The sequence below is a fragment of the Pseudomonas guangdongensis genome (assembly GCF_900105885.1).
Lineage (GTDB): Bacteria > Pseudomonadota > Gammaproteobacteria > Pseudomonadales > Pseudomonadaceae > Geopseudomonas > Geopseudomonas guangdongensis.
This window is the reverse complement of record NZ_LT629780.1, coordinates 1,184,186-1,207,292: the sequence shown is the minus strand read 5'-3', so window position 1 is coordinate 1,207,292 and position 23,107 is coordinate 1,184,186. Positions and strand designations below refer to the sequence as shown.

The 23,107-nt window shown below is 69.5% G+C and carries 20 protein-coding genes; 11 read left to right on the top strand and 9 right to left on the bottom strand.

The window, feature by feature from the left end:
* Positions 1 to 139 precede the first annotated feature (139 nt).
* The 3 genes from BLU22_RS05760 to BLU22_RS05750 all read right to left on the bottom strand — a co-directional run bounded on the left by BLU22_RS05760 (position 140) and on the right by BLU22_RS05750 (position 2,705).
* On the bottom strand, positions 140 to 1,321 hold the full coding sequence (locus BLU22_RS05760) for a YbfB/YjiJ family MFS transporter (protein WP_197676773.1): 1,182 nt from the start codon (positions 1,319 to 1,321) through the stop codon (positions 140 to 142).
* Positions 1,322 to 1,402: 81 nt separating this feature from the next.
* On the bottom strand, positions 1,403 to 2,353 hold the full coding sequence (locus tag BLU22_RS05755) for a homoserine kinase (protein ID WP_090212822.1): 951 nt from the start codon (positions 2,351 to 2,353) through the stop codon (positions 1,403 to 1,405).
* A gap of 67 nt (positions 2,354 to 2,420) precedes the next feature.
* The gene (locus tag BLU22_RS05750; protein WP_090212821.1) at positions 2,421 to 2,705 is read right to left on the bottom strand and encodes a DUF2782 domain-containing protein; all 285 of its coding nucleotides are present in this window, start codon (positions 2,703 to 2,705) and stop codon (positions 2,421 to 2,423) included.
* A 77-nt stretch (positions 2,706 to 2,782) separates the two neighbouring features.
* Here BLU22_RS05750 and polA point away from each other — a divergent pair, with 77 nt between their 5' ends.
* Positions 2,783 to 5,572 carry a DNA polymerase I gene (gene polA / locus BLU22_RS05745; RefSeq protein WP_090212819.1) on the top strand — a complete coding sequence of 930 codons (2,790 nt, stop codon included), beginning with the start codon at positions 2,783 to 2,785 and terminating at the stop codon, positions 5,570 to 5,572.
* A 217-nt stretch (positions 5,573 to 5,789) separates the two neighbouring features.
* Here the strand turns inward: polA and yihA are convergent, their stop codons facing one another.
* A complete protein-coding gene (yihA, locus tag BLU22_RS05740; RefSeq protein WP_090212817.1) occupies positions 5,790 to 6,443 on the bottom strand; it encodes a ribosome biogenesis GTP-binding protein YihA/YsxC in 654 nt (217 codons plus the stop codon).
* A 223-nt stretch (positions 6,444 to 6,666) separates the two neighbouring features.
* On the opposite strand from yihA, the gene BLU22_RS05735 reads away from it, so the two are divergent.
* From BLU22_RS05735 to BLU22_RS05700, 8 genes are all read left to right on the top strand, one after another.
* Complete coding sequence (locus BLU22_RS05735; RefSeq protein WP_090212815.1) at positions 6,667 to 6,957, top strand: c-type cytochrome; 291 nt, start codon at positions 6,667 to 6,669, stop codon at positions 6,955 to 6,957.
* A 44-nt stretch (positions 6,958 to 7,001) separates the two neighbouring features.
* Entirely contained in the window at positions 7,002 to 7,607 is a 606-nt protein-coding gene (locus BLU22_RS05730) for a c-type cytochrome (RefSeq protein ID WP_090212814.1), read from the top strand.
* A 144-nt stretch (positions 7,608 to 7,751) separates the two neighbouring features.
* A complete protein-coding gene (locus tag BLU22_RS05725; protein ID WP_090212812.1) occupies positions 7,752 to 8,396 on the top strand; it encodes a thiol:disulfide interchange protein DsbA/DsbL in 645 nt (214 codons plus the stop codon).
* A gap of 8 nt (positions 8,397 to 8,404) precedes the next feature.
* Positions 8,405 to 9,277: an endonuclease/exonuclease/phosphatase family protein gene (locus BLU22_RS05720; protein WP_090212811.1), complete on the top strand. Its 873-nt coding sequence runs from the start codon at positions 8,405 to 8,407 to the stop codon at positions 9,275 to 9,277.
* Positions 9,278 to 9,499: 222 nt separating this feature from the next.
* Positions 9,500 to 10,270 (top strand): N-acetylmuramoyl-L-alanine amidase, encoded by a 771-nt coding sequence (locus BLU22_RS05715; protein WP_090212809.1) that lies wholly within the window; start codon positions 9,500 to 9,502, stop codon positions 10,268 to 10,270.
* Positions 10,271 to 10,368: 98 nt separating this feature from the next.
* Positions 10,369 to 11,340: a TAXI family TRAP transporter solute-binding subunit gene (locus BLU22_RS05710; protein ID WP_090212808.1), complete on the top strand. Its 972-nt coding sequence runs from the start codon at positions 10,369 to 10,371 to the stop codon at positions 11,338 to 11,340.
* Positions 11,341 to 11,474: 134 nt separating this feature from the next.
* Entirely contained in the window at positions 11,475 to 14,048 is a 2,574-nt protein-coding gene (locus tag BLU22_RS05705; RefSeq protein ID WP_090212806.1) for a TRAP transporter permease, read from the top strand.
* A gap of 128 nt (positions 14,049 to 14,176) precedes the next feature.
* Positions 14,177 to 14,872, top strand: coding sequence for a cytochrome b/b6 domain-containing protein (locus BLU22_RS05700; RefSeq protein ID WP_090212804.1), 696 nt, complete (start codon positions 14,177 to 14,179; stop codon positions 14,870 to 14,872).
* Positions 14,873 to 14,985: 113 nt separating this feature from the next.
* Here BLU22_RS05700 and BLU22_RS05695 read toward each other — a convergent pair whose 3' ends face one another.
* From BLU22_RS05695 to BLU22_RS05680, 4 genes are all read right to left on the bottom strand, one after another.
* Entirely contained in the window at positions 14,986 to 15,456 is a 471-nt protein-coding gene (locus BLU22_RS05695) for a c-type cytochrome (protein ID WP_394327539.1), read from the bottom strand.
* 108 nt (positions 15,457 to 15,564) lie between these two features.
* Complete coding sequence (locus BLU22_RS05690) at positions 15,565 to 15,981, bottom strand: YeeE/YedE family protein (RefSeq protein ID WP_090212803.1); 417 nt, start codon at positions 15,979 to 15,981, stop codon at positions 15,565 to 15,567.
* A 2-nt stretch (positions 15,982 to 15,983) separates the two neighbouring features.
* Positions 15,984 to 16,418, bottom strand: a complete 435-nt coding sequence (locus BLU22_RS05685; RefSeq protein ID WP_090212802.1) for a YeeE/YedE family protein — start codon at positions 16,416 to 16,418, stop codon at positions 15,984 to 15,986.
* Positions 16,415 to 16,735 carry an ArsR/SmtB family transcription factor gene (locus tag BLU22_RS05680; RefSeq protein ID WP_090212801.1) on the bottom strand — a complete coding sequence of 107 codons (321 nt, stop codon included), beginning with the start codon at positions 16,733 to 16,735 and terminating at the stop codon, positions 16,415 to 16,417. Before BLU22_RS05680 ends, BLU22_RS05685 begins: the two co-directional genes overlap by 4 nt.
* 334 nt (positions 16,736 to 17,069) lie before the next feature.
* Here BLU22_RS05680 and BLU22_RS05675 point away from each other — a divergent pair, with 334 nt between their 5' ends.
* Positions 17,070 to 18,572 (top strand): acetyl-CoA hydrolase/transferase family protein, encoded by a 1,503-nt coding sequence (locus BLU22_RS05675; RefSeq protein WP_090212799.1) that lies wholly within the window; start codon positions 17,070 to 17,072, stop codon positions 18,570 to 18,572.
* A gap of 253 nt (positions 18,573 to 18,825) precedes the next feature.
* Here BLU22_RS05675 and BLU22_RS05670 read toward each other — a convergent pair whose 3' ends face one another.
* On the bottom strand, positions 18,826 to 20,751 hold the full coding sequence (locus BLU22_RS05670; RefSeq protein WP_157718974.1) for a methyl-accepting chemotaxis protein: 1,926 nt from the start codon (positions 20,749 to 20,751) through the stop codon (positions 18,826 to 18,828).
* 565 nt (positions 20,752 to 21,316) lie between these two features.
* On the opposite strand from BLU22_RS05670, the gene BLU22_RS05665 reads away from it, so the two are divergent.
* On the top strand, positions 21,317 to 23,107 hold the full coding sequence (locus BLU22_RS05665; protein WP_090212796.1) for a hypothetical protein: 1,791 nt from the start codon (positions 21,317 to 21,319) through the stop codon (positions 23,105 to 23,107).

Here is a 23,107-nt window from a genome sequence, read left to right as displayed (position 1 = left end):
AGACGCTGCGAGCAAGGCAGACCCCGCCAGCGGCAAGGTCTGCACGCGCCACCGTCCACAAGGCGGAGCGGCGCGTCTCTCCCGCAATCAGTGCCAACCGGCCGCCACAAGCGGCCTCGGCCCCTCCCCCGTCGTACCCTCAGCCGCCGAGCGGCGCCAAGCGCAGTTCGCGCCGTTCCAGCCCCTTGAGCACCAGCAGCAGGCCGCTGCCCAGCAGCATCGCGCCCGCCGCCAGGTAGAGCCCGGCGTCGTAGCTGCCCAGGCGCAGCGCCAGCCAGCCGGTGAGCGCCGGGCCGACGATCTGCGCCGCGCCGTAGGAGAGGGTCATGCGCCCCATCATCTTCGCCGGGCGGCTCGGGTAGTAGCGCCCGGCCATGGTCAGCACCAGGCTGACCATGCCGATGAAGGTCGCACCGAACAGCAGCGCGCCGCTCAGCGCCGCCGCCAGGCCGCCGGCCAGCGGCAGCAGGATGCCGCCGATCTGCAGCAGCGCGGCCAGCAGCAGCGCGCTGAGCATGCCGATGCGCCGGGCGACGAAGTCCCAGAGGATGCACCCGGGCGCGGCGCCGATGCCGATCGCCAGGAACACCAGGGTGCCCTGCCCGGCCAGTCCCGGCAGGCGCTCGACGATGGCGACGATGAAGGTGGCGCTGACCACGTAGCCGATCCCGGCGCAGAAGTAGGCGGCCATCAGCAGGCGCATGAACAGCGCACCGGGCGGGTTGTCGGCCATGCCCGCGCTGGCGCCCCCGCCCGCCGCCTGTGCCGGGGGCGGCGGCAGCCAGCGCAGCGCCGGGATCAGCAGGAGCACGCCGAGGACGCCGAGGGCCAGCCACTGCTGGCGCCAGTCCAGCCAGTGCTCCAGCGCCGCCACCGTGGCGGCGCAGCCGACGATGCCCAGGCCGATGCCGGAGAAGTGGATGCCCAGTTCGCCGCGCAGGCCGTGGCGGAGCAGCCAGTTGAGGATCAGCCCGGTACCGAGCAGCATGCCGGCGGCGCTGCTCAGCCCGGCGACGAAGCGCGACAGCGCCCACACCGCGAGGTGGTCGCTCAGCGCCATCGCCAGGGTGCTGGCGACGGCGACCAGCAGGCCGATGCGGTAAAGACGGTCCTTGAGACGCAGGTCGCCGATCAGTGCGGCGAGCAGCGCACCGCACAGGTAGCCGGTGTAGTTGAGGGCCGCCAGCCAGCCGGCGTCGGCGACGCCGAGGCCGGCCTGCTGCTGCATCAGCGGCAGCAGCGGGGTGTAGGCGAAACGGGCGATGCCGAGGGTCAGCAGCAGGCTGAAGATGCCGGCGCCCAGTACCTTGAAGCGTTGCATGCGCATGTCCATGGGACGGACTCGTATTGTTATTGTCCGTGCACCATAAACACTCCGCCGCCGCGCAGCAAACGCGCCGGCCTACAGGGCGAAGGGCAAGCCCGGCAGCGCGCCCTGGCGCGCCTGCAGCAGCTGGCGGAATTCCGCGGGGTCCTTGATCAGCACGTCCTGGCCGGCGAAGGCCTCGGCGGCGATCAGCCGCGACAGCCAGAAGCGCACGCAGGCGGCGCGCAGCATGGCCGGCCACAGCTCGGCCTCGGCGGCGCCGAACGGGCGCAGCGCGGCGTAGCCGGCGAGCAGCGCGTCGAGGCGCGCGCGGTCGAAGGCGCCGCAGGGCTCCACGCACCAGTCGTTGGCGGCGATCGCCAGGTCGTAGAGCATCGGCCCGGAGCAGGCGTTGTGGAAGTCGATCACCCCGGACAGGCGGTTGCCGTCGAACAGCACGTTGTCGCGGAACAGGTCGCCGTGCAGGTTGGCCGCCGGCAGCGCGTCGAGGCGCGGGCGCAGGCGGGCGATTTCCTCCAGCGCGCCGCGCAGCAGCGCGCACCCGGCGTCGTCCAGGCGCAGCGCCTGCAGCGGACCCTCGCCGAGCATCCAGGCGAAGCCGCGGTCGCTAGGTCGTTCGATGCATGCCGCGCGGGTGGCCAGGTGCAGGCGCGCCAGCAGTTCGCCGACCGCCTGGCAGTGGTGCGCATTGGGCAGGCCGACGTGACGGCCGGGCAGGCGCGGCTGCAGCAGCGCCGGCAGCCCGGCCAGCTCGCCGATGGCGGTGCCGTCCGCCGTGCGCAGCGCGTAGGGCACCGGCAGGCCGGCGGCATGCAGCACGTCGAGCAGGGCGACGGCGAAGCCCAGGGCTTCGCGCGGGCCGCGCTCGACCAGAGTCAGCACATACTCGCCGCGCTCCAGGCTGACGAAGAAGTTGCTGTTCTCGGTGCCGGCGGCGATGCCCTGAAAGTCGAGCAGGCGGCCGAGGCCGTAGGGCGCGAGGAAGGCCTGCAGTTCGGGGCGCTGGAGCGGGGTGAAGACGGACATCGCGGTTACCTGCGCGGCAAGGGGCGAGGCGCTGCGGCGACCGGGGCGGACCGGCCGCCGCAGCCGGTCACCAGCGGAAGATTTCCCACTGCGGGATCAGCATGTCCGGGCTGTCGGAGCGGATGAAGTTGCTGTCGCCGTCGGCGCGGACCAGGAAGTACGGCTTGCCGGTCTTGGGGGTGACCTTGATGGCATAGAGGAAGCCATTGATGCGGTACTCCTGGACGGTCTTGTCGCCTTCCTGGCGGATGGTCACATCCGGTTCGCCGCTCGGCGCCGCGTCCTCGGCACTGGCGACCAGCGGGGTGGCGGCCAGCAGGCCGGCGAGCAGCAGACGGTTGATTGCGCGCATGGTGGTAACCTTGTCCCTTTGCTGTGAATTGTCCGGTTATCTTACCCCGGTCGCATCGCCCAAGAGTCGATTTCCCTATGAGTCTAGCCCCTCTCGTCCTGGTGGACGGTTCCTCCTACCTGTACCGCGCCTTCCACGCCCTGCCGCCGCTGCACACCGCCAAGGGGCTGCCCACCGGGGCGGTGAAAGGCGTGCTGAACATGCTCAGGAGCCTGCGCAGGCAGTACCCGGACAGCCCCTTCGCGGTGGTGTTCGACGCCAAGGGGCCGACTTTCCGCGACGAGCTGTTCGAGCACTACAAGTCGCACCGCCCGCCGATGCCCGACGACCTGCGCGTGCAGATCGAGCCGCTGCACGCCTGCGTGCGCGCCCTCGGCCTGCCGCTGCTGTGCATCGAGGGGGTCGAGGCCGACGACGTGATCGGCACCCTGGCGCGCTCCAGCGCCGCCGCCGAGCGCCCGGTGCTGATCTCCACCGGCGACAAGGACATGGCCCAGCTGGTCGACGGCCACATCACCCTGGTCAACACCATGACCAACCCGCCGACCTACCTGGACCGCGACGGGGTGATCGCCAAGTTCGGCATCGGCCCGGAGCTGATCATCGACTACCTGGCGCTGATGGGCGACAAGGTCGACAACATCCCCGGCGTGCCGGGGGTCGGCGAGAAGACCGCGCTGGGCCTGCTGCAGGGCCTGGGCGGCGGCCTCGACCTGATCTACGCCAGCCTCGACCGGGTGCCGGCGCTGCCGATCCGCGGCGCCAAGTCGCTGCCGGCCAAGCTCGAGGAACACCGCGAGATGGCCTACCTGTCCTACCAGCTGGCCACCATCAAGACCGACGTGGCACTCGACGTGCACCTCGACGAACTGCACCCCGCCGCGCCGGACCACGCCGCGCTGCTGCCGCTGTACCGCGAGCTGGAGTTCAGGAGCTGGCTGGACGAGGCCCAGCGCCAGCTGGACAGCCAGCCGGCGCCGACCGCGACCGCCGACCTGTTCGCCGCCGACGGCGATACCGCGACGACAGTGGACAAGCCGGAACCGGCCGCCGCCCCGCGACACTACGAAACCCTGCTCGACCCGGCGCGCTTCGCCGCCTGGCTGGCGAAGCTCGAAGCCGCGCCGCTGTTCGCCTTCGACACCGAGACCACCGGCCTCGACGCCCAGCAGGCCGAACTGGTCGGCCTCTCCTTCGCGATCACGCCGTTCGAGGCCGCCTACGTGCCGCTGACCCACAGCTACATGGGCGTGCCCGAGCAGCTGGACCGCGACACCGTGCTCGCCGCGCTCAAGCCGCTGCTGGAGGACCCGACCAAGGCCAAGGTCGGCCAGCACGCCAAGTACGACATCAACATCCTCGCCCGCTACGGCATCGCGGTGCGCGGGGTGGCCTTCGACACCATGCTCGAATCCTACGTGCTGGATTCGACCGCGACGCGCCACGACATGGACAGCCTGGCACTCAAGTACCTGGACGAGACGACGGTGAAGTTCGAGGACATCGCCGGCAAGGGCGCCAAGCAGCTGACCTTCGACCAGATCGCCCTGGAACAGGCCGGGCCCTACGCCGCCGAGGACGCCGACGTCACCCTGCGCCTGCACCGCACCCTGTGGGAGAAGCTGCAGGCGGAGCCAACCCTGGCGCAAGTGCTCACCGACATCGAGATGCCGCTGGTGCCGGTGTTGGCGCGCATCGAGCGCCACGGCGCGCTGGTCGACGCCCAGCTGCTCGGCGAGCAGAGCGTCGAGCTGGGCGAGAAGATGCAGCAGCTCGAACGGGCGGCCTTCGAGCTGGCCGGCGAGGAGTTCAATCTCGCCTCGCCCAAGCAGCTCGGCGCCATCCTCTACGACAAGCTCGGCCTGCCGATCCTCGCCAAGACCGCCAAGGGCCAGGCCTCGACCGCCGAGAGCGTGCTGGCCGAGCTGGCCGAGCAGGGCCACGCGCTGCCCCAGGTGCTGATCGAGTACCGCAGCGTCAGCAAGCTCAAAAGCACCTACACCGACCGTCTGCCCGAGCAGATCAACCCGTGCACCGGGCGCATCCACACCAGCTACCACCAGGCGGTGACCGCCACCGGACGGCTGTCCTCCAGCGACCCCAACCTGCAGAACATCCCGATCCGCACCGCCGAGGGCCGGCGCATCCGCCAGGCCTTCGTCTCCGCGCCGGGCTACCGGCTGGTCGCCGCCGACTACTCGCAGATCGAGCTGCGCATCATGGCCCACCTGGCCCAGGACGCCGGGCTGCTCGACGCCTTCCGCCACGACCGCGACGTGCACCGCGCCACCGCCGCCGAGGTGTTCGGCGTCGCCCTGGAGCAGGTCACTGCCGAGCAGCGCCGCCGTGCCAAGGCGATCAACTTCGGGCTGATCTACGGCATGAGCGCCTTCGGCCTGGCCAAGCAGCTGGGCGTCGAGCGCAAGGAAGCCCAGGAGTACATCGAGCGCTACTTCGCCCGTTACCCCGGCGTACTGGCCTATATGGAGCGCACCCGCGCGCAGGCCGCCGAGCAGGGCTATGTCGAGACCCTGTTCGGCCGCCGCCTGTACCTGCCGGAGATCCGCTCGCGCAACGGCGCGATGCGCAAGGCCGCCGAACGCACGGCGATCAACGCGCCCATGCAGGGCAGCGCCGCCGACATCATCAAGCGCGCCATGGTCGCGGTGGATGCCTGGCTGCAGGACAGCGGGCTGGATGCGCGGATGATCCTCCAGGTCCATGACGAACTGGTTCTGGAGGTGCGCGAGGATCAGGTCGAGGCGCTCAGGGCCGGCCTGCTGCCGCTGATGAGCGGTGCCGCCGCGCTGGACGTGCCGCTGCTGGTGGAAGCGGGGGTCGGCGCCAACTGGGACGAGGCGCACTGAGACGCACGCGGCGCGGCGACGAACGGGGGAACCATCGCGCCGCCGCCGCGGTCGGATGTTACGAGTGGTTGGCAGCCCCTCGCGGAGCAATGAGTGCTTGCAACACCTGTTGGCAGACTGCCGCAGCCTGAGACTGCGGCATTACAAGGTCGGACTTCCCTCCCCCCACCTCGGAAGTCCGGCTTTTTTTTGCCCGCAATTCGCGACCCGGCGCCGCTCAGCCCTGCGCGACCTCCGCGTCGGCATCGACGCCCTCCAGCAGCCCCAGCCAGCCGGCCAGCACCGCCTGCGCCTCCTCGATGCCCTGGCGCTTGGGCGCGGAGAACAGCTGCACGCTGGCCACGTCGCCCCAGCCCTGGCGAATGTCCTTCTGCACCTTGAGCAGCGCATTCTTCGCCGCGCCGAAGGTCAGCTTGTCGGCCTTGGTCAGCAGCACGTGAATCGGCAGGCGGCTGGCCAGCGCCCAGTCGAGCATCATGCGGTCGAACTCGGTGAGCGGATGGCGGATGTCCATCATCAGCACCACGCCGACCAGGCTGTGACGGCTGCCCAGGTAGGCCTCCAGGTGACGCTGCCAGTGCTGCTTGAGGGGAATCGGCACCTTGGCGTAGCCGTAGCCGGGCAGGTCGACCAGCCGGCGCATGTCGTCGAGACGGAAGAAGTTGAGCAGCTGGGTGCGCCCCGGGGTCTTCGAGGTACGCGCCAGACGGGCGTGGGTCAGGGTGTTCAGCGCGCTGGACTTGCCGGCGTTGGAGCGCCCGGCGAAGGCCACTTCGAAACCCTCGTCCGGCGGGCACTGATCGACCTGGGCGGCGCTCTTGATGAAGGCGGCCTGCTGACACAGGCCGAGGATCGGATTCTTGACGGACATGGCGTGGGCCTGTTGTTTGCCTGCGCCGCAGGCGCGCGCAGACTGGGACTGAATTGGGCTGCGACCAAGTGTCGCGGACGGTGGTTCCGTTTCCGTTTTGACGTCGCGTGTATATAATGCCACGGATTTTGTGTGCGCTTTACCGCCAAGATTCCGTGTTAGCCTGGACGGACCCCGCCAGCAGAGCGCCGGGCCGTCTTCATCCGATGAGAAGAGGTCGACCATGAAGAAACTGCTGCTCGCTGTGTCGCTCGCTGCCATGACTGCCTCCGTGCAGGCTGCCCAGGAACCCGAAGCGGTCTACAACAAGGCCTGCGCCGTGTGTCACAACGCCGGCGTCGCCGGAGCCCCGAAAAAGGGCGATGCCGAAGCCTGGAAACCGCGCCTGGAAAAAGGCATGGACGCACTGGTCGCCAGCGTTACCAACGGCCTGAACGCCATGCCGCCGCGCGGCATGTGCATGGACTGCAGCGCCGAGGACTACAAAGCCACCATCGAGTGGATGAGCAAGTAAGTCCGCCTACCCCATTCCCCACTTAGCCGTAGTTGGATTAGCTGATGAACAAACTACTCGTGAGTCTGCTGTTGACCCTGGGCGTTACCGGTCTGGCACAGGCTGCTGGCGACGCCGCTGCCGGCCAGGCCAAGACCGCCGTGTGCGGCGCCTGCCACAGCCCGGATGGCAACAGCCTGGCACCGAACTTCCCGAAACTGGCCGGCCAGGGCGAGCGCTACCTGCTCAAGCAGCTGAACGACATCAAGAGTGGCAATCGTCAGGTAGTCGAAATGACCGGCCTGCTGACCAACCTGAGCGATCAGGACCTGGCCGACATCGCCGCCTACTACGCCAGCCAGACCGGCAGCATCGGTCAGGCCGATCCCAAGCTGGTCGAGCGCGGCGAAGCACTGTTCCGCGGCGGCAACCTGGAAGCCGGCATGCCTGCCTGCACCGGCTGCCACTCGCCCAACGGCGCCGGCAACGACCTGGCCGGCTTCCCGAAACTGAACGGCCAGCACGCCACCTATGTGGCCAAGCAGCTGACCGACTTCCGCGAAGGCAACCGCACCAACGACGGCGACAGCATGATCATGCGCGCCATCGCCGCCAAGCTGAGCAACAAGGACATCGAAGCGGTGTCCAGCTATATCCAGGGCCTGCACTGAGCACCCCGGTATAGTCTGCAACACAAAAAGGGTGGCTACGGCCGCCCTTTTTCGTACCCGTCTCGCCTACAATCCGGCGAACTCGGCCGCCACCGCGGCGTCCAATCCCGTACCGCGCACCCCGCACCCGTTCAGGAGTTCAGCATGCGTAATCTGGTTCTCTCCGCCGTCTTCGCCGGCCTCAGCCTGTTCGGCGCCACCGCCTCAGCCGAAGACATCCAGGCCGGCAAGCAGTACGTCGAACTGGGCAGCCCGGTTCCGGTCGCCCAGCCCGGCAAGATCGAGGTGGTCGAGCTGTTCTGGTACGGCTGCCCGCACTGCTACCAGTTCGAGCCGAGCATCCTGCCCTGGGCCGAGAAGCTGCCCGAAGACGTCAACTTCGTCCGCGTGCCCGCCCTGTTCGGCGGCCTGTGGAACGTCCACGGGCAGATGTTCCTGACCCTCGAAGCGATGGGCGTGGAGGACAAGGTCCACCAGGCGGTCTTCTCCGCCATCCACAACGAGCAGAAGAAGCTCGCCACCCCCGAGGAAATGGCCGAGTTCCTCGCCGGCCAGGGCGTCGACAAGGACGTCTTCCTGAAGACCTTCAACTCCTTCGCCGTGAAGGGGCAGATGGAGAAGGCCAAGAAACTGGCGATGTCCTACCAGATCACCGGCGTACCGGTGATGGTGGTCAACGGCAAGTACCGCTTCGACCTGGGCAGCGCCGGCGGTCCGGAGGGCGCCCTCAAGGTCGCCGATCACCTGATCGCCAAGGAGCGCGCCAGCCAGCCCGCAGCCGCCCAGTAAGCGCCGCCATGCTCAGGCGCTGGATCGAGCGCCGCGCGCCCGGTAGCCACAGCGCGCAGCACAACCCCCGGGCCGGCGCGGCGGCCGGTCCGGGCGACTCGCTGCGCCTGCTCAGCTTCAACATCCAGGTCGGCATCAGCACCCGCCGCTACCATCACTACCTGACCCGCAGCTGGCAGCACCTGCTGCCGCACCGCGAACGCGCCGCCAACCTGCAGCGCATCGGCACGCTGCTCGGCGATTTCGACCTGGTCGCCCTGCAGGAAGTGGACGGCGGCAGCCTGCGCTCCAGCTACGTCAACCAGGTCGAGCACCTCGCCCAGCTCGGCGACTTCCCCTACTGGTACCAGCAGCTCAACCGCAACCTGGGCCCGCTGGCCCAGCACAGCAACGGCCTGCTCAGCCGCCTGCGTCCGAGCCTGCTGGAAGATCACCCGCTGCCCGGCCCGCGCGGACGCGGCGCGATCCTGCTGCGTTTCGGCGAAGGCCCGCAGGCGCTGGCGGTGGTGATGATGCACCTGGCGCTCGGCGCCAAGGCGCGCACCCGCCAGCTGGCCTACATCCGCGAACTGATCCACGGCTACCGCCACTGCGTGCTGATGGGCGACATGAACACCCACGCCAGCGAACTGCTCGAACACTCGCCGCTGCGCGACCTCGGCCTGCTCGCCCCGCAGACCTGCGCCACCTTCCCCAGCTGGCAGCCGCAGCGCTGCATCGACCACATCCTGCTCAGCCCCGAGCTGGCCCTGCAGCGCATGGCGGTGCTGGACGCACCGATCTCCGACCACCTGCCGGTGGCGGTGGAGATCCGCCTGCCCGGCGCGCTGCGTCGCCAGGCCCTGGTCAGCGGTCCCGAGCCGGCCCCGACCGGCCGCTGAGCAGCCAGGCGGCGGGCACGCCCCGGCCCCTGCCGCCGCGCTGCGACCACCCTGGACGACTCCCCGCAGCGCATGAGGCCGCCGCAGGACCGCACCTCGGCGGATACACCGCTCACCGCGCCCGCGCATCAGCGCCAGGCACCGCAATGCCCCCGGGCGGCACCCAACCCGCATCCCGACGCGCTATGCTGGATGCCCGCACCGCACGCCCGTCCCTGGATCATGAAGACTCTCCCCCTGCTCGCCCTTTCCCTGCTGCTCGGCGGCTGCGCCGGCGGCCTGCGCTTCGACGACTCGCAGCGCTCCGTCGACCACGGCAGTCGGGTCGAATTCATCGTCGTCCACTACACCTCCAGCGACCTCGACGAGTCGCTGCGCACCCTGAAGAACGGTGGCGTCAGCGCCCACTACCTGCTGCCGGCAGAGGGCGACAAGGTCTACCGGATGGTCGACGAGCAGCGCCGCGCCTGGCATGCCGGCGACAGCCAGTGGCGCGGTCGGACCTGGCTGAACGCCAGCTCGATCGGCATCGAGATCGTCAACCGCGGCTACACCGACACCCCGCACGGGCGTACCTGGCAGCCCTACCCGCCCGCGCAGATCGACACCCTGATCGCCCTGCTCAAGGACATCCAGGCGCGCCACGGCGTGGCGCCGATCAACATCGTCGGCCACAGCGACATCGCCCCGCAACGCAAGGTCGACCCCGGCCCGCTGTTCCCCTGGGCCAGGCTCGGCGCCGCCGGGTTGATTCCCTGGCCAGAGCCCGCCACGGTGCAGGAACGGCTGCGCCAGCTCGACGGCCAGGTGCCGGGCACCGCCTGGTTCCAGCACCAGCTGGCCCGCGTCGGCTACGCGGTGCCGCAGCACGGTGAGCTGGATCAGGCCACCCGCAACGTGATCACCGCCTTCCAGATGAAGTACCGCCCCGCGCGCCACGACGGCCAGCCCGACCTGCACACCGCCGCCCTGCTGCTGGCGCTGCCCGACTAGCCGGCTCGACCGGCGCCGTTTGCGGTTAAACTTGCCCTCTGCGCCGCGCTCCACAAGAGCCGCGGCGCATCACCATAACCAGAAGAAGGAAGCACCCCATGAAAGGCAAATCCTTGGTCTTGGCCCTGTCGGCAGCACTGGCAGGTCTCTCGCTCGGCAGTACCGCCCATGCCCAGGACAAGTTCGTCACCATCGGCACCGGCGGCCAGACCGGCGTCTACTACGTCGCCGGCCAGTCGATCTGCCGCTTCCTCAACCGCGGCTCGGCCGAGCACGGCATCAAGTGCAACGCCCCGGCCAGCGGCGGCGGCGTGGCCAACGTCAACGGCATCCGCAGCGGCGAGTTCAACTTCGGCATCATGCAGTCCGACCACCAGTACAAGGCGATGAAGGGCGAGGCGCCGTTCCAGGCCGAGGGCGCGATGGACGACATCCGCGCGGTGTTCTCGCTGCAGAGCGAGGTGTTCACCATCCTCGCCCGCCGCGACGCCAAGATCGCCGGCTTCGACGACCTCAAGGGCAAGCGCGTCAACATCGGCAACCCCGGCTCCGGCCAGCGCGATACCCTCGACGAGATCATGCGCGTCAAGGGCTGGGACAAGTCGGTGTTCGCCCTGGCCGCCGAACTCAAGCCGGCCGAGCAGGCCAGCGCGCTGGGCGACAACAACATCGACGCCATGACCTACTTCGTCGGCCATCCCAACGGCGCGATCCAGGAAGCCACCACCACCGTCGACGCGGTGCTGGTGCCGGTGACCGGCGCCGAGATCGACAAGCTGCTGGCCGAGAAGAGCTACTACACCAAGGCCGAGATCCCCGGCGGCCTGTACAAGGGCAACGACGCGCCGACCGCGTCGATCGGCGGCAAGGCGGTGCTGTCCACCAGCGCCAAGGCCGACCCGGAAGTGGTCTACCAGCTGGTCAAGTCGGTGTTCGACAACCTCGAGCGCTTCCAGCGCCTGCACCCGGCGTTCAAGGACCTCAAGGCCGAGGACATGATCAAGGTCGGCCTGTCCGCCCCGCTGCACGAGGGCGCCGCGCGCTACTACAAGGAGCGCGGCTGGCTGTAAGGCGTCCCGCACGCCGTCCGCGCCGGGCGCTGCTACGCTGCTAGTAGCGCCCGCCACGCAGCTTCCCACCGGAACCCGCGCGCCGCGAGGCCGCGGGTTCCGGCGTTATCCGCTTTCCGTTGCAGGCTCATCCCATGCAAGACAAACCACTCTCCACCGAGGAGCTGATCGCCCAGGACGTCGGCGGCCGTAGCCCCGCCGGCGCCATGGCCGGCATCATTGCCGGGCTGGCACTGCTCTGGTCGCTGTTCCAGCTGTGGATCGCATCGCCCCTGCCCTTCGTGTTCGGCTTCGGCGTGTTCAACGACACTGAGACCCGCGCCATCCACCTGGCCTTCGCCCTGCTGCTGGCCTTCCTCGCCTACCCGGCGTTCAGGCGCTCGCCGCGCGACCGCGTGCCGCTTGCCGACATCGCCCTCGGCCTGGCCGCCGCGGCCTGCGCCGCCTACCTGTTCGTCGCCTACGAGCAGCTGGCGCAACGCCCGGGCAACCTCACCACCCTCGACCTGGTCACCGCCTGCATCGGCATCCCGCTGCTGCTGGAGGCCGCGCGCCGCGCCCTCGGCCCGGCGCTGGCGGTGATCGCCCTGGCGTTCCTCGCCTACAGCGTCGCCGGGCCGTGGATGCCGGCGCTGCTCGCCCACCGCGGGGTGAGCTTCAGCGCGCTGGCCAACCACCAGTGGATCACCACCGAAGGCGTGTTCGGCATCGCCCTCGGCGTGTCGACCAGCTTCGTGTTCCTCTTCGTGCTGTTCGGCGCGCTGCTCGAACGCGCCGGCGCCGGCCATTACTTCATCCAGCTGGCCTTCAGCCTGCTCGGCCACCTGCGCGGCGGCCCGGCCAAGGCCGCCGTGGTGTCCTCGGCGTTGACCGGGGTGATCAGCGGCTCGTCGATCGCCAACGTGGTGACCACCGGCACCTTCACCATCCCGATGATGAAGAAAGTCGGCTTCTCCAAGGAGAAGGCCGGCGCGGTGGAGGTAGCCTCCTCGGTCAACGGCCAGATCATGCCGCCGGTGATGGGCGCCGCCGCCTTCCTGATGGTCGAGTACGTCGGCATGCCCTACGTGGAGATCATCAAGCACGCCTTCCTGCCGGCGGCGATCTCCTACATCGCGCTGTTCTACATCGTCCACCTCGAAGCGCTGAAACTCGGCCTGCAGCCGATCGGCGCGCGTCAGCCCAAGCCCTGGCTGCGCCGCCTGACCGGCTTCGCCTTCGGCGCCGCGCTGATCTCCGGCCTGTCGCTGGCGGTCTACTACGGCCTCGGCTGGCTCAAGCCGGCGCTCGGCGACTACGCCCTGCCGGGCATCGGCGCGCTGCTCGCGGTGGCCTACCTGGGCCTCTTGAAGATCGCCGCCAGCCACCCGCCGCTGCCCGCCGAGGATCCCGACAAGCCGCTCGACGCACTGCCGGAAACCCGCGCGGTGCTGCTCTCCGGCCTGCACTTCCTGCTGCCGGTGGTGGTGCTGGTCTGGTGCCTGATGATCGAGCGCCTGTCCCCCGGCCTGTCGGCCTTCTGGGGCACCATGATGCTGGTGGTGATCCTGCTCACCCAGCGCCCGCTGCTCGGCTGGCTGCGCGGCGACGGCGGCGAAACCCACGGCAGCTTCATCGACGGCTGCGTCGACCTGCGCGAGGGCCTGATCGCCGGCGCGCGCAACATGATCGGCATCGGCATCGCCACGGCCACCGCCGGGATCATCGTCGGTGCGGTGTCGCAGACCGGCGTCGGCCTGGTGCTCGCCGACCTGGTCGAGTTCCTGTCGATGGGCAACCTGCTGCTGATGCTGGCGCTCACCGCGGTGTTCAGCCTGATCCTCGGCATGGGCCTGCCGACCACCGCCAACTACATCGTGGTGTCCAGCCTGCTGGCGCCGGTGATCGTCGCCCTCGGCCAGCAGAACGGTCTGATCGTGCCGCTGATCGCCGTGCACCTGTTCGTCTTCTACTTCGGCATCATGGCCGACGTCACCCCGCCGGTGGGCCTGGCCTCGTTCGCCGCCGCTGCGGTGTCCAAGGGCGATCCGATCAAGACCGGCCTGGTGGCGTTCTTCTACAGCCTGCGCACCGCGGCGCTGCCGTTCCTGTTCATCTTCAACACCGACCTGCTGCTGATCGACGTGGGCTTCGCCCATGGCGTGCTGATCTTCGTCGTCGCCACCGTGGCGATGCTGATCTTCGCCGCCGCCACCCAGGGCTTCTTCCTGGTCAAGAGCCGCTGGTACGAGAGCCTGCTGCTCCTGCTGATCGCCTTCAGCCTGTTCCGCCCGGGCTTCTGGATGGACATGCTGCACGACCCCTACCGCGCAGTGCCGCCGGCCGAACTGGCCCGCGCGCTCGGCGAAGTGGAGGCCGACAGCAACCTGCGCCTGCGCATCCAGGGCGAAGACGCCCTGGGCGATCCGCGCACCTTCACCGTGCTGCTGCCGGTGCCGGCCGGCGCGACCGGCGAGGAGCGCCTCGGCAAGCTGGGCCTCCAACTCTACGAGCAGGACGGCAAGACGCTGATCGACAACGTCGCCTTCGGCAGCCCGGCGGCCGATCTGGGTCTGGAGTTCGACCAGCAGATCCTCGACGTGCGCGCGCCCACCGCGCGCTGGCCCAAGGAGCTGATCTGGCTGCCGGCCTTCGCCCTGTTCGGCCTGGTCTGGCTGCTGCAGGACCGGCGCCGGCGTGCCGCCGCCGTGCTACCCGCCCGCTCCTGAGTCCGCATGACCCCGCACCGCAGGTGCGGGGTCATGCGCCTGTTCGGGTAAAGTTCGCAGTACGCAGCGCCGGCGTGTTTCGCGACACGCCGGCGCTGTCCTGTTCCGTTCTGGCAAGGAAATCGCCGATGACCATCCACGTCCACATCTGGGATCTGCCCACCCGTCTCTTCCACTGGCTGCTCGCCCTCAGCGTCAGCGCCGCGCTGCTCACCGGCTGGCTCGGCGGCAACTGGATGGCCTGGCACGGCCGTCTGGGCCTGTTCGTCGCCGGCCTGCTGGCCTTCCGCCTGGCCTGGGGCGTGCTCGGCTCCACCTACGTGCGCTTCGGCCAGGTGCTGCACCTGCCGCAGAGCCTGCCGGCCTACCTGCGCGGCGAATGGCACGGCGCCGGCCACAACCCCCTGGGCTGGCTGTCGGTGCTGGCGATGCTCGGCGCGCTGGGCTTCCAGGTCGCCAGCGGCCTGGTGGCCAACGACGACATCGCCTTCACCGGCCCGCTGTACCGGCTGGTCGACGGCGACACCAGCAGCGCCCTGACCGGCCTGCACCGCCAGGGCATGTGGCTGGTGATCGCGCTGATCGTCCTGCACCTGGCCGCGCTGCTGTTCTACCGCCTGGTGCATGGCGAGAACCTGATCGAGGCGATGCTGCACGGCAAGCGTAGGGTGCCGGCCGCGCGGCCGGTCAATCCGGCCAGCGGCGGCAGCCTGCCGGCGCTGCTGGTTGCCCTGGCCTTCGCCGGGGCCACCGTCTGGGCGGCCGGCGGCAGCTGGATTCCCGCCCCGCCGCCGCCCCCGGTGCAGAGCACGCCGGCCTGGTAACGCACAAGGGCGACCCGCGGGTCGCCCTTGTGCGTTTTGCCGCCGCCCGGTGCGTACGGCGCACCGCGGCGGCTGCGCAGGGTGCGCGATGCGCCCCCTGCAGCGGCAACCGATCAGTCCATGCGGAACTGGTCGTGGCAGCCCTTGCAGCTCTTGCCCACGTCGCCGAAGGCCTTGGCGATGGCCGCCTTGTCGCCGCCGGCGGCAACCTTGGCCAGCTCGTTGGCGGCCTGGTTGAAGGCGATGGCCACCTTGGCGACCTCGTCCTTCTGGGTGAAGAATTCCGGCTTGACGCGGGTCTTCTGGTTGCCGACCGACTTCTCGGTGCCCGGCCCGTACAGCGCGCCCATGCCGGAGTTGGCGATGGCGGCGATGGCGTTGGCGGCGGCTTCGACCTGCTTCTGGTCGTAGGCGACCGAGCCGTCGATGACCTGCGCCTTGAGCTTGCCCATGTTCCAGGACATGTAGCTGTAGCCGGCCTTGCGGAACTTGATCTGGTCTTCCGGGCTGACCTGGGCCATGGCCAGGCTGGCCGCGCCGGCCATCAGCAGACCGGCGCTGCAGGCAATCAGTTTCTTCATCATCGAGTGTTTCTCCCTTTCCTTGCTGGGCATCATCACGGCTCGCCGCCCACCATGGGCGGCGAAGGCGCTAGGGTAGCCGTTTCATCGACCGCCCCGAAACCGCGCGGTTCACGCCCGGTGGCTGTCGTACCACTGGTAGAGCCCCATGCCGGCCAGCATGGCGATCACGAACGGCAGGATGCCGGCATGCCCGCTGCCCAGCACCACTAGCGCCGGCCCCGGACAGATGCCGGCGATGCCCCAGCCGATGCCGAAGATCAGGCTGCCGGTCACCAGCGCGCGATCCGGCTGGCGCTTGCTCGGCAGCTGCATCGGGCAGCCGGTCAGCGAACGCTGGCGGCGCTTGGCGAGGGTGAAGGGCAACAGCGCGGCGGCGATGCCGCCGCCCATGACCAGCGCCAGCGACGGGTCCCAGGCGCCGGCCAGGTCGAGGAAGGCCAGCACCTTGGCCGGATCGGCCATACCGGCCAGCAGCAGGCCGAGGCCGAACAGCAGCCCGGCGAGAAAGGCGGTCAGACGACTCATGTTCAGGCTCCGAGCAGGTGGCGGACGACGAAGACGCTGGCGAAACCGCTGGCCATGAAGCACAGGGTGGCGACCAGCGAGCGCGGCGACAGCCGCGACAGGCCGCAGATGCCATGGCCGCTGGTGCAGCCGGCGCCGAGGCGCGCGCCGAAGCCGACCAGCAGGCCGGCCAGCAGCAGGGCCGGCACGCCGACCTGCATCTCGATGGCCGGCAAGGCGGCGAACGCCTGCCACAGCCAGGGCGCCAGCAGCAGGCCGAGGACGAACAGCAGGCTGTCCAGGCGGCCGCCGGCCTGCGGATTGAACAGGCTGCCGAGCAGCCCGCTGATCCCGGCGATGCGCCCGTTGGCCAGGACGAACAGCCCGCTCGCCAAGCCGAGCAGGATGCCGCCGGCCAGCGCGCTCCAGGGGGTGAAACTGGCCCAGTCGATGTTCATGGACACTCCTCCGTGCAGAACTGCCGATAAAGGGTATGGATCAGCGCCAGCGCCGCCGGGTCGGTGATCCGGTAGTAGACCTGTTTGCCGGCGCGGCGGGTCGCCACCAGCGCCTCGCGGCGCAGCACGCCGAGCTGCTGCGACAGGGTTGGCTGGAGGATGCCCAGCGTTGCCTGCAGCTCGCCGACGCTGCGCTCGCCCTCGGCCAGCTGGCAGAACAGCAGCAGGCGCTCGGGATTGCCCAGCGTCTTGAGCAGGCGGGCCGCCCGGCCGGCGGCTTGCTGCAGGGGCGACAGATCGACGGGATGGGCGGCCATGGCGACTCCGCAAGCATCTGACGCCAGACAATCTGCATCAAAACAAAATATCTTTCAATATATTGAATGCCGGCAACCCGTACCGCAGATCGCGCCCGGCCCGCCACAATGGCGCCTCGCGCCCCCGCCCGGAGGCTCTCGCCCAGGCCTGCGCCGGGATCGCCGGGCCGCGTCTTTGCCGATCCGCCAAGGGCCGGTGCTGTGGCAAAAGGTCGCGATCACGGCGGAAAACCGTTCGGCACATTACGACCTTAGTCTTAAAGGCGTAACGATAGTGAATCCTTAGACTCGGCGCACTGTATGTCGCCCTAGGCCGTATCAAAGGAACCGCTCCATGTCCCAGTACTCCGATCGTATTCGCCTGCAGTCCCTGACCGACAAGATCACCACCGCCGAAGAAGCGGCCAAGCTGGTCAAGAACGGCAACACCGTTGGCATGAGCGGCTTCACCCGCGCCGGCGAAGCCAAGAAGCTGCCGATCGCCCTGTCCGAGCGCGCTCGCCAGGAAGAACTGAAGATCACCCTGATCACCGGCGCCAGCCTGGGCAACGATATGGACAAGCTGATGGCCGAATCCGGTCTGCTGGCCCGCCGCATGCCGTTCCAGTCCGACGCCGGCCTGCGCAAGGCGATCAACAGCGGCGAAGTGATGTTCATCGACCAGCACCTCTCCGACACCGCCGAGCAGCTGCGTGCCGGCAGCCTGCCGAAGGTCGACGTGGCGATCATCGAAGCCTGCGCCATCACCGAGAACGGCGGCATCGTGCCGACCACCTCCGTGGGCAACTCGGCCAGCTTCGCCGAAGCCGACGTGGTCATCGTCGAGCTGAACCTGGCCCACCCGGCCGCCCTGGAAGGCCTGCACGACATCTACCTGCCGGCCAAGCGCCCGGGCCGCGGCCCGATCCCGCTGATCAACGGCCAGGATCGTATCGGCACCCCGTACATTCCCTGCGACCCGGCGAAGATCGCCGCCATCGTCATCACCGACCAGGAAGACTCCTACTCCGCGGTGCTGCCGTCCGACGACGAGACCCAGGCCATCGCCGACCACCTGATCGCCTTCCTGGAGAAGGAAGTCGAGTGCGGCAACCTGACCCCCAGCCTGCTGCCGCTGCAGGCCGGCGTCGGCACCATCGCCAACGCCGTGATGAGCGGCCTGCTGAAGTCCAACTTCACCGGCATGACCATGTACTCCGAGGTGCTGCAGGACTCCACCTTCGAACTGTTCGACGCCGGCAAGCTGGCCGCCGCCTCCGGCTGTTCCTTCACCCTGTCCGAGCGCATGTGCCACCACGTGATGGCCAACCTCGACAAGTACAAGGACAAGCTGGTGCTGCGCCCGCAGGAAATCTCCAACCACCCGGAGATCGTCCGTCGCATCGGCATCATCGGCATCAACACCGCCCTCGAGTTCGACATGTACGGCAACGTCAACTCGACCCACGTCAACGGCACCCACATGATGAACGGCCTCGGCGGCTCGGGCGACTTCACCCGCAACGCCCACCTGGCCATCTTCGTCACCAAGTCCATCGCCAAGGGCGGCGCCATCTCCTCCGCCGTGCCGATGATCCCGCACGTCGACCACAACGAGCACGACGTCGACATCATCGTCACCGAGCAGGGTCTGGCCGACCTGCGCGGCCTGGCCCCGCGCGAGCGTGCCCAGGTGATCATCGACAACTGCGTGCACCCGGACTTCCGCCCGGCCATGCAGGACTACTTCGACCGCGCCTGCGCCACCGTCGGCGGCCAGACCCCGCACATCCTCAGCGAGGCCTTCTCCTGGCACACCAACATGCAGCAGACCGGCCACATGCTGGGCAAGAAGTGATCGCCTGATCCACTGACCGCTGCAAGACTGCGCCGCCTCCGGGCGGCGCAGTCGTTTCCGCACCTCGCCAATGCTTGCCGCCTCCGGTTGCCCCCCCTTCATGTACCGGGCGCAAGCGCCTAGGGCTACTGGGACAGCCCGGTCTGGCGTCGCTGGGGTAGGCTTTTCTCCCACGGCGCGCACCCGAGGAGCAGAACGCAAAACCCCCGCGTGCGGGCGCGGGGGTCTGGTGGGGCGCGGCGGCCTGTACGACTCAGCCGAACTCGACGCTGCGGCTCGGCCGGGTCGCCGTCTGCGGCGCGCCGTTGCGATTGCCGCCTGCCGCCGGCTCCTCGTCGCCGAGGATGAAGCCATCGACCAGTTCGCCCAGGCGCAGCGCGCTCTCGCGCATCTGCTGCGCGGCGCTGGAGCTCTGCTGGACCATCGCCGCATTGGCCTGGGTCATCGCATCCATCTCCGCCACCGCGGTGTTGATCTGGCCGATGCCGGCACTCTGCTCGCGGGCGCTGCTGCTGATCTCGGCGATCACGTCGGACACCCGGGTGACGCTGTCGAGGATCTCGCGCATGGTGCCGCCGGCCTTCTGCACGATCTGCGTACCCTGGCGGGTGTGGCCGACCGAGGTGTCGATCAGCGCGCGGATCTCCTGCGCCGCCGCACCGGCGCGGCTGGCCAGGGTGCGCACTTCCTGGGCGACCACCGCGAAGCCGCGACCGTGCTCGCCGGCCCGCGCCGCCTCCACCGAGGCGTTGAGGGCGAGGATGTTGGTCTGGAAGGCGATCGAGTCGATCATCGAGATGATGTCGCCGATGCGGCCCGCCGACTCGTTGATCTCGCCCATGGTGCTGCCCACCTGCTGCATCGCCTCGCTGCCCTGGCGGGTGATGTGCGCCGCGCCGCTGGCCAGTTGGTTGGCCTGGCTGGCCGACTCGGTGGTGTGGCTCACCGTGGAGGTGATCTCCTCCATCGAGGCCGAGGTTTCCTGCAGGTTGGCCGCCAGCTGCTCGGTACGCGCCGCCAGCTCCTCGGCGCCCTGGCTGACCTGCTGGGAGCCGTCCAGCACCGCGTAGGTACTCTTGCGCACTTCCTTCAGGGTGCCCTGCATGCGCTCGACGAAGGCGTTGAACTGCCGCGCCAGCTCGCCCAGTTCGTCGTTGCTGGACACCTGCAGACGCCGGGTCAGGTCACCCTCGCCGCGGGCGATATCCTCCATGGCCCGCGCGGTGTGGCTGATCGGGCGCAGCAGGCGGCGGGTCACCACGGTGTTCAGCACCACGATGATCAGCAGCGACAGGCCGATCACCAGACCGACGCCCCACAGCAGGCTGCGGGTGGCAGCGGTGAAGGTGCTGTCCGGCACCGATACGCCGACCGTCCAGTTCGGGGTGCCGGAAATCGGCGACCAGATCATGGTCATCGCCTCGCCCTGCGGGTTGAGGATCCCGCCGATCCCCGCCTCGCCGCGCACGAAGCGCTGGCCGTGGGCATCCAGGCCGCGATAGCCGTGCTGGTCGGCGGCGGTCACGTTGATCTTCATCCGCGCCTCGGGCGAGGGGTGGGCGACCAGCATGCCGTTGCCGTCGACCACCCAGCCGTAGCTGCCGGCGCCCATTTCCAGCCCCGAGGCCATGCGCGACAGCTCGTCCATCGACAGGGCCATCGCCACCAGGCCGATGCGCTCGCCGCGGGCGTCGGTGACCACCTCGGCCATCACCGCCACCGGGCGGCCGGTGACCAGCGAGAGGACCGGATTGGCGAGGACGCGCTCGGCGCTGCCCTCGACCACCAGCTTCCTGAAGTACTCGCGCTCGCGCACGTTGGGCGCCTTGCCGTCGTGGGTGATGGCCAGGCCGTCGCGGTTGGCGAAGAACAGCGTCTCGATGGCCGCATCGCCCTTGTGACGCTGCGCCAGCCAGGCCTGGTAGGCCGCCAGTTCGCGGCCGTCGCGCAGTTCGCTGTCCTGGGCCAGCAGGCCCAGCCAGCGCTGGTAGCCGCCCAGCCAGCGGCTGACTTCGTCGCCGCGGGCCTCGACCTGGGCGCGGCTGCCGTCCTCGATGAGGGCCGGCACCGAATCGTTGAGCTGGACGGTGATCAGCCCGCCGAGGATGGCAAAGATGGCCACCAGCGGGGCGACCACGGCGGCGAGAATGCGCTGGCTGAGGGTCAGTTTCAGTTTCATGTTGTTATTCTTCTGGCTAGTTGGGGTTGCGGCGAAATCCACGCGCCGGCGCGCTGGCGGGGCAGCGGGGCAGCGGGGCAGCGGGGAGCCGGTCTCACATTTCACCTGTTCTGCTCTGCCCGACATCCTGCGGACAGCTTCCCTGCTCGACGATCACCGGCTGCGCGGGCCTGTTCCTCCCCTTCCTGCTGCGCAACACGGCTGGCCGCTGCGGTGCGGCCGGCGGGCGCCGCGGCACCTCCCGCGCAATCCTCGGGAGCGCTCCGGCATGCCGTCGACCGAGCCTAAGCCGGCCCTTCGAGCGCTGTCAATCGCACCTCTCGGCAATCCCGCGAGCCCGTCACGGCGCCCGTTCGGCAGGCGATGCGCCCCATGCTGCGCCGCGTCAAAGCACGCCGACGGCGTGCTGTCATAGTGGCTTCCCTGGCGCGCCGCAGCCCCGGCCGGCGGCAGCGCCCGGGGCGATGGCAATGGTTCTGACGATAGGTTAGGCTTGCGTCTTGACATCGCCCCGGAAATGAGATTGACGCCTGGCGTACCCGTTTCCCCCAGTCGAACTCCCGCAATGGCCCAGCACAGCGCAAACATCCTGATTGATACCCGCGTGTTTCTCGACGATCCGGACATCCTGGCCCGGATCCGCCAGCGCAGCGGGACGCCGTTCCTGATCGCCGCCGCGACCGGCGGGCTGGAGTGTGCGCCACAGGACGCGCCGGTCGGGCAGAACGCCCAGGCGCTCCTGCGCACCCTCGGCAAGCGCCCGGCGCAGCCCATGACCGCGCTGCCCGACGGCCGCGCGCTGCAGCCGGGCGACAGCCTGCAGCACATCGAGTTTCGCGGCGGCGCGCTGTTCCTGCTCGGCCGCGCCGGGGACCAGGCGGCCGCCAAGCTGCTGCAGCTGGCCCGCGACTACGCGATGATCCTGATCAGTCGCGACCGCCCGCTGGCCCGCCAGGCCGAGGCGGCGGGCGTCCCGGTGGCGCTGTGGGACGGCCCGCCGCGCCGCGCGCCGCTGCCGGCAGCGCCCGCGCCGGCCAGCCCGACTCCGCCGGTCGCTCCCTTCGCCCTGCCGAGCACCCCGCTCACCGAGAGCGACCGTCCGCTCAGCGTGCGCCAGCTGCCGGCCAGCGGCGCGGCGATCCGCACTCCGTCCGGGCGGCATCTGCGGCTCGGCGCGGCGATCAGCGCCGGCGGCGAGGGCAGCATCTTCGCCACCGACAGCGCCGGCGAAGTCTGCAAGGTCTACCATCCGCACAAGCTGAGCGAGCTGCGCCGGCGCAAGATCGAGCTGATGGTCAGCCGGCGGATCGAGCGCCCCGGCCTGTGCTGGCCCACCGAACTGGCCCTCAACGAGGCCGGCGAGTTCATCGGCTACCTGATGCCGCGCGCCAGCGGACGCACCGTGCAGTCGAGCATGTTCGTCAAGCCGGTGCTGGAGAAGAACTTCCCGCACTGGCGGCGCCGCGACCTGGTCAACCTGTGCATCGCCTTCGTCGAGCACATCGACTTCCTGCACCGGCTGAACATCATCGTCGGCGACATCAACCCGCTGAACCTGCTGGTCGGCGAGGACAGCCGCCAGCTGTGGCTGGTCGACACCGACAGCTTCCAGATCGAGAACTTCCCCTGCCCGGTCGGCACGGTGAACTTCACCGCGCCGGAGATCCAGGGCCGCCACTACGGCGACTACCTGCGCAGCAAGGAGCACGAACTGTTCGCCGTGGCGACCATGCTGTTCATGTTCCTGCATCCGGGCAAGCCGCCCTACTCGCAGCAGGGCGGCGGCTCGCCGATGGACAACATCAAGGCCATGGACTTCCCCTACCTGTTCATCCAGGGCGAGGACAACTTCCCCGGCAAGAACGCCCCGCAGGGCCCCTGGCAGCGGATCTGGAGCAACCTGCCCTATCCGCTGCGCGAGGCCTTCCACAACACCTTCCGGATGAACCGGCGCACCCCGATCGACGAGTGGCAGCGCCTGCTGCAGCGCTACCGCTACTCGCTGGAGAAGGAGCACACCAGCGACGAGCTGTTCCCCATGGGCTTTCGCATCCGCGACCCGATGGACGCGCTGTGCGGCAAGTGCGGCGCGCGCTACATCGAATCGGAACAATGGCTGCGCAGCATGCAGCGCCAGGGCAAGCAGACCTGGTGCCCGGAGTGCGTGAACCGCGCCAACCTCGAACAGATGGCCGACCAGAGCCGCCGCACCCAGCAGGCGGTCGGCCTGCGCCTGCCGCTGCTGGGCCAGGGCTTCGCCCGCCCCGCGCCCGCCCCGGCCCCCGGCCCCGCGCCACGCGCCGCCCCGCGTCCGGCGGGCGGCAAGCCGCCACGGGGGTTCCTCGGTTTTTTTTGA

What these genes read in the sequence shown, in the direction of transcription:
- BLU22_RS05695 (WP_394327539.1), bottom strand. Translation starts at nt 15,456, where the DNA reads ATGATGAAGAAACTGATTGCCTGCAGCGCCGGTCTGCTGATGGCCGGC.
- BLU22_RS05670 (WP_157718974.1), bottom strand. Translation starts at nt 20,751, where the DNA reads ATGAAACTGAAACTGACCCTCAGCCAGCGCATTCTCGCCGCCGTGGTC.
- BLU22_RS05720 (WP_090212811.1), top strand. Translation starts at nt 8,405, where the DNA reads ATGCTCAGGCGCTGGATCGAGCGCCGCGCGCCCGGTAGCCACAGCGCG.
- BLU22_RS05690 (WP_090212803.1), bottom strand. Translation starts at nt 15,981, where the DNA reads ATGAGTCGTCTGACCGCCTTTCTCGCCGGGCTGCTGTTCGGCCTCGGC.
- BLU22_RS05710 (WP_090212808.1), top strand. Translation starts at nt 10,369, where the DNA reads ATGAAAGGCAAATCCTTGGTCTTGGCCCTGTCGGCAGCACTGGCAGGT.
- BLU22_RS05730 (WP_090212814.1), top strand. Translation starts at nt 7,002, where the DNA reads ATGAACAAACTACTCGTGAGTCTGCTGTTGACCCTGGGCGTTACCGGT.
- BLU22_RS05735 (WP_090212815.1), top strand. Translation starts at nt 6,667, where the DNA reads ATGAAGAAACTGCTGCTCGCTGTGTCGCTCGCTGCCATGACTGCCTCC.
- BLU22_RS05750 (WP_090212821.1), bottom strand. Translation starts at nt 2,705, where the DNA reads ATGCGCGCAATCAACCGTCTGCTGCTCGCCGGCCTGCTGGCCGCCACC.
- BLU22_RS05760 (WP_197676773.1), bottom strand. Translation starts at nt 1,321, where the DNA reads ATGCAACGCTTCAAGGTACTGGGCGCCGGCATCTTCAGCCTGCTGCTG.
- BLU22_RS05685 (WP_090212802.1), bottom strand. Translation starts at nt 16,418, where the DNA reads ATGAACATCGACTGGGCCAGTTTCACCCCCTGGAGCGCGCTGGCCGGC.
- yihA (WP_090212817.1), bottom strand. Translation starts at nt 6,443, where the DNA reads ATGTCCGTCAAGAATCCGATCCTCGGCCTGTGTCAGCAGGCCGCCTTC.
- BLU22_RS05700 (WP_090212804.1), top strand. Translation starts at nt 14,177, where the DNA reads ATGACCATCCACGTCCACATCTGGGATCTGCCCACCCGTCTCTTCCAC.
- BLU22_RS05675 (WP_090212799.1), top strand. Translation starts at nt 17,070, where the DNA reads ATGTCCCAGTACTCCGATCGTATTCGCCTGCAGTCCCTGACCGACAAG.
- BLU22_RS05680 (WP_090212801.1), bottom strand. Translation starts at nt 16,735, where the DNA reads ATGGCCGCCCATCCCGTCGATCTGTCGCCCCTGCAGCAAGCCGCCGGC.
- BLU22_RS05705 (WP_090212806.1), top strand. Translation starts at nt 11,475, where the DNA reads ATGCAAGACAAACCACTCTCCACCGAGGAGCTGATCGCCCAGGACGTC.
- BLU22_RS05665 (WP_090212796.1), top strand. Translation starts at nt 21,317, where the DNA reads ATGGCCCAGCACAGCGCAAACATCCTGATTGATACCCGCGTGTTTCTC.
- BLU22_RS05755 (WP_090212822.1), bottom strand. Translation starts at nt 2,353, where the DNA reads ATGTCCGTCTTCACCCCGCTCCAGCGCCCCGAACTGCAGGCCTTCCTC.
- BLU22_RS05715 (WP_090212809.1), top strand. Translation starts at nt 9,500, where the DNA reads ATGAAGACTCTCCCCCTGCTCGCCCTTTCCCTGCTGCTCGGCGGCTGC.
- polA (WP_090212819.1), top strand. Translation starts at nt 2,783, where the DNA reads ATGAGTCTAGCCCCTCTCGTCCTGGTGGACGGTTCCTCCTACCTGTAC.
- BLU22_RS05725 (WP_090212812.1), top strand. Translation starts at nt 7,752, where the DNA reads ATGCGTAATCTGGTTCTCTCCGCCGTCTTCGCCGGCCTCAGCCTGTTC.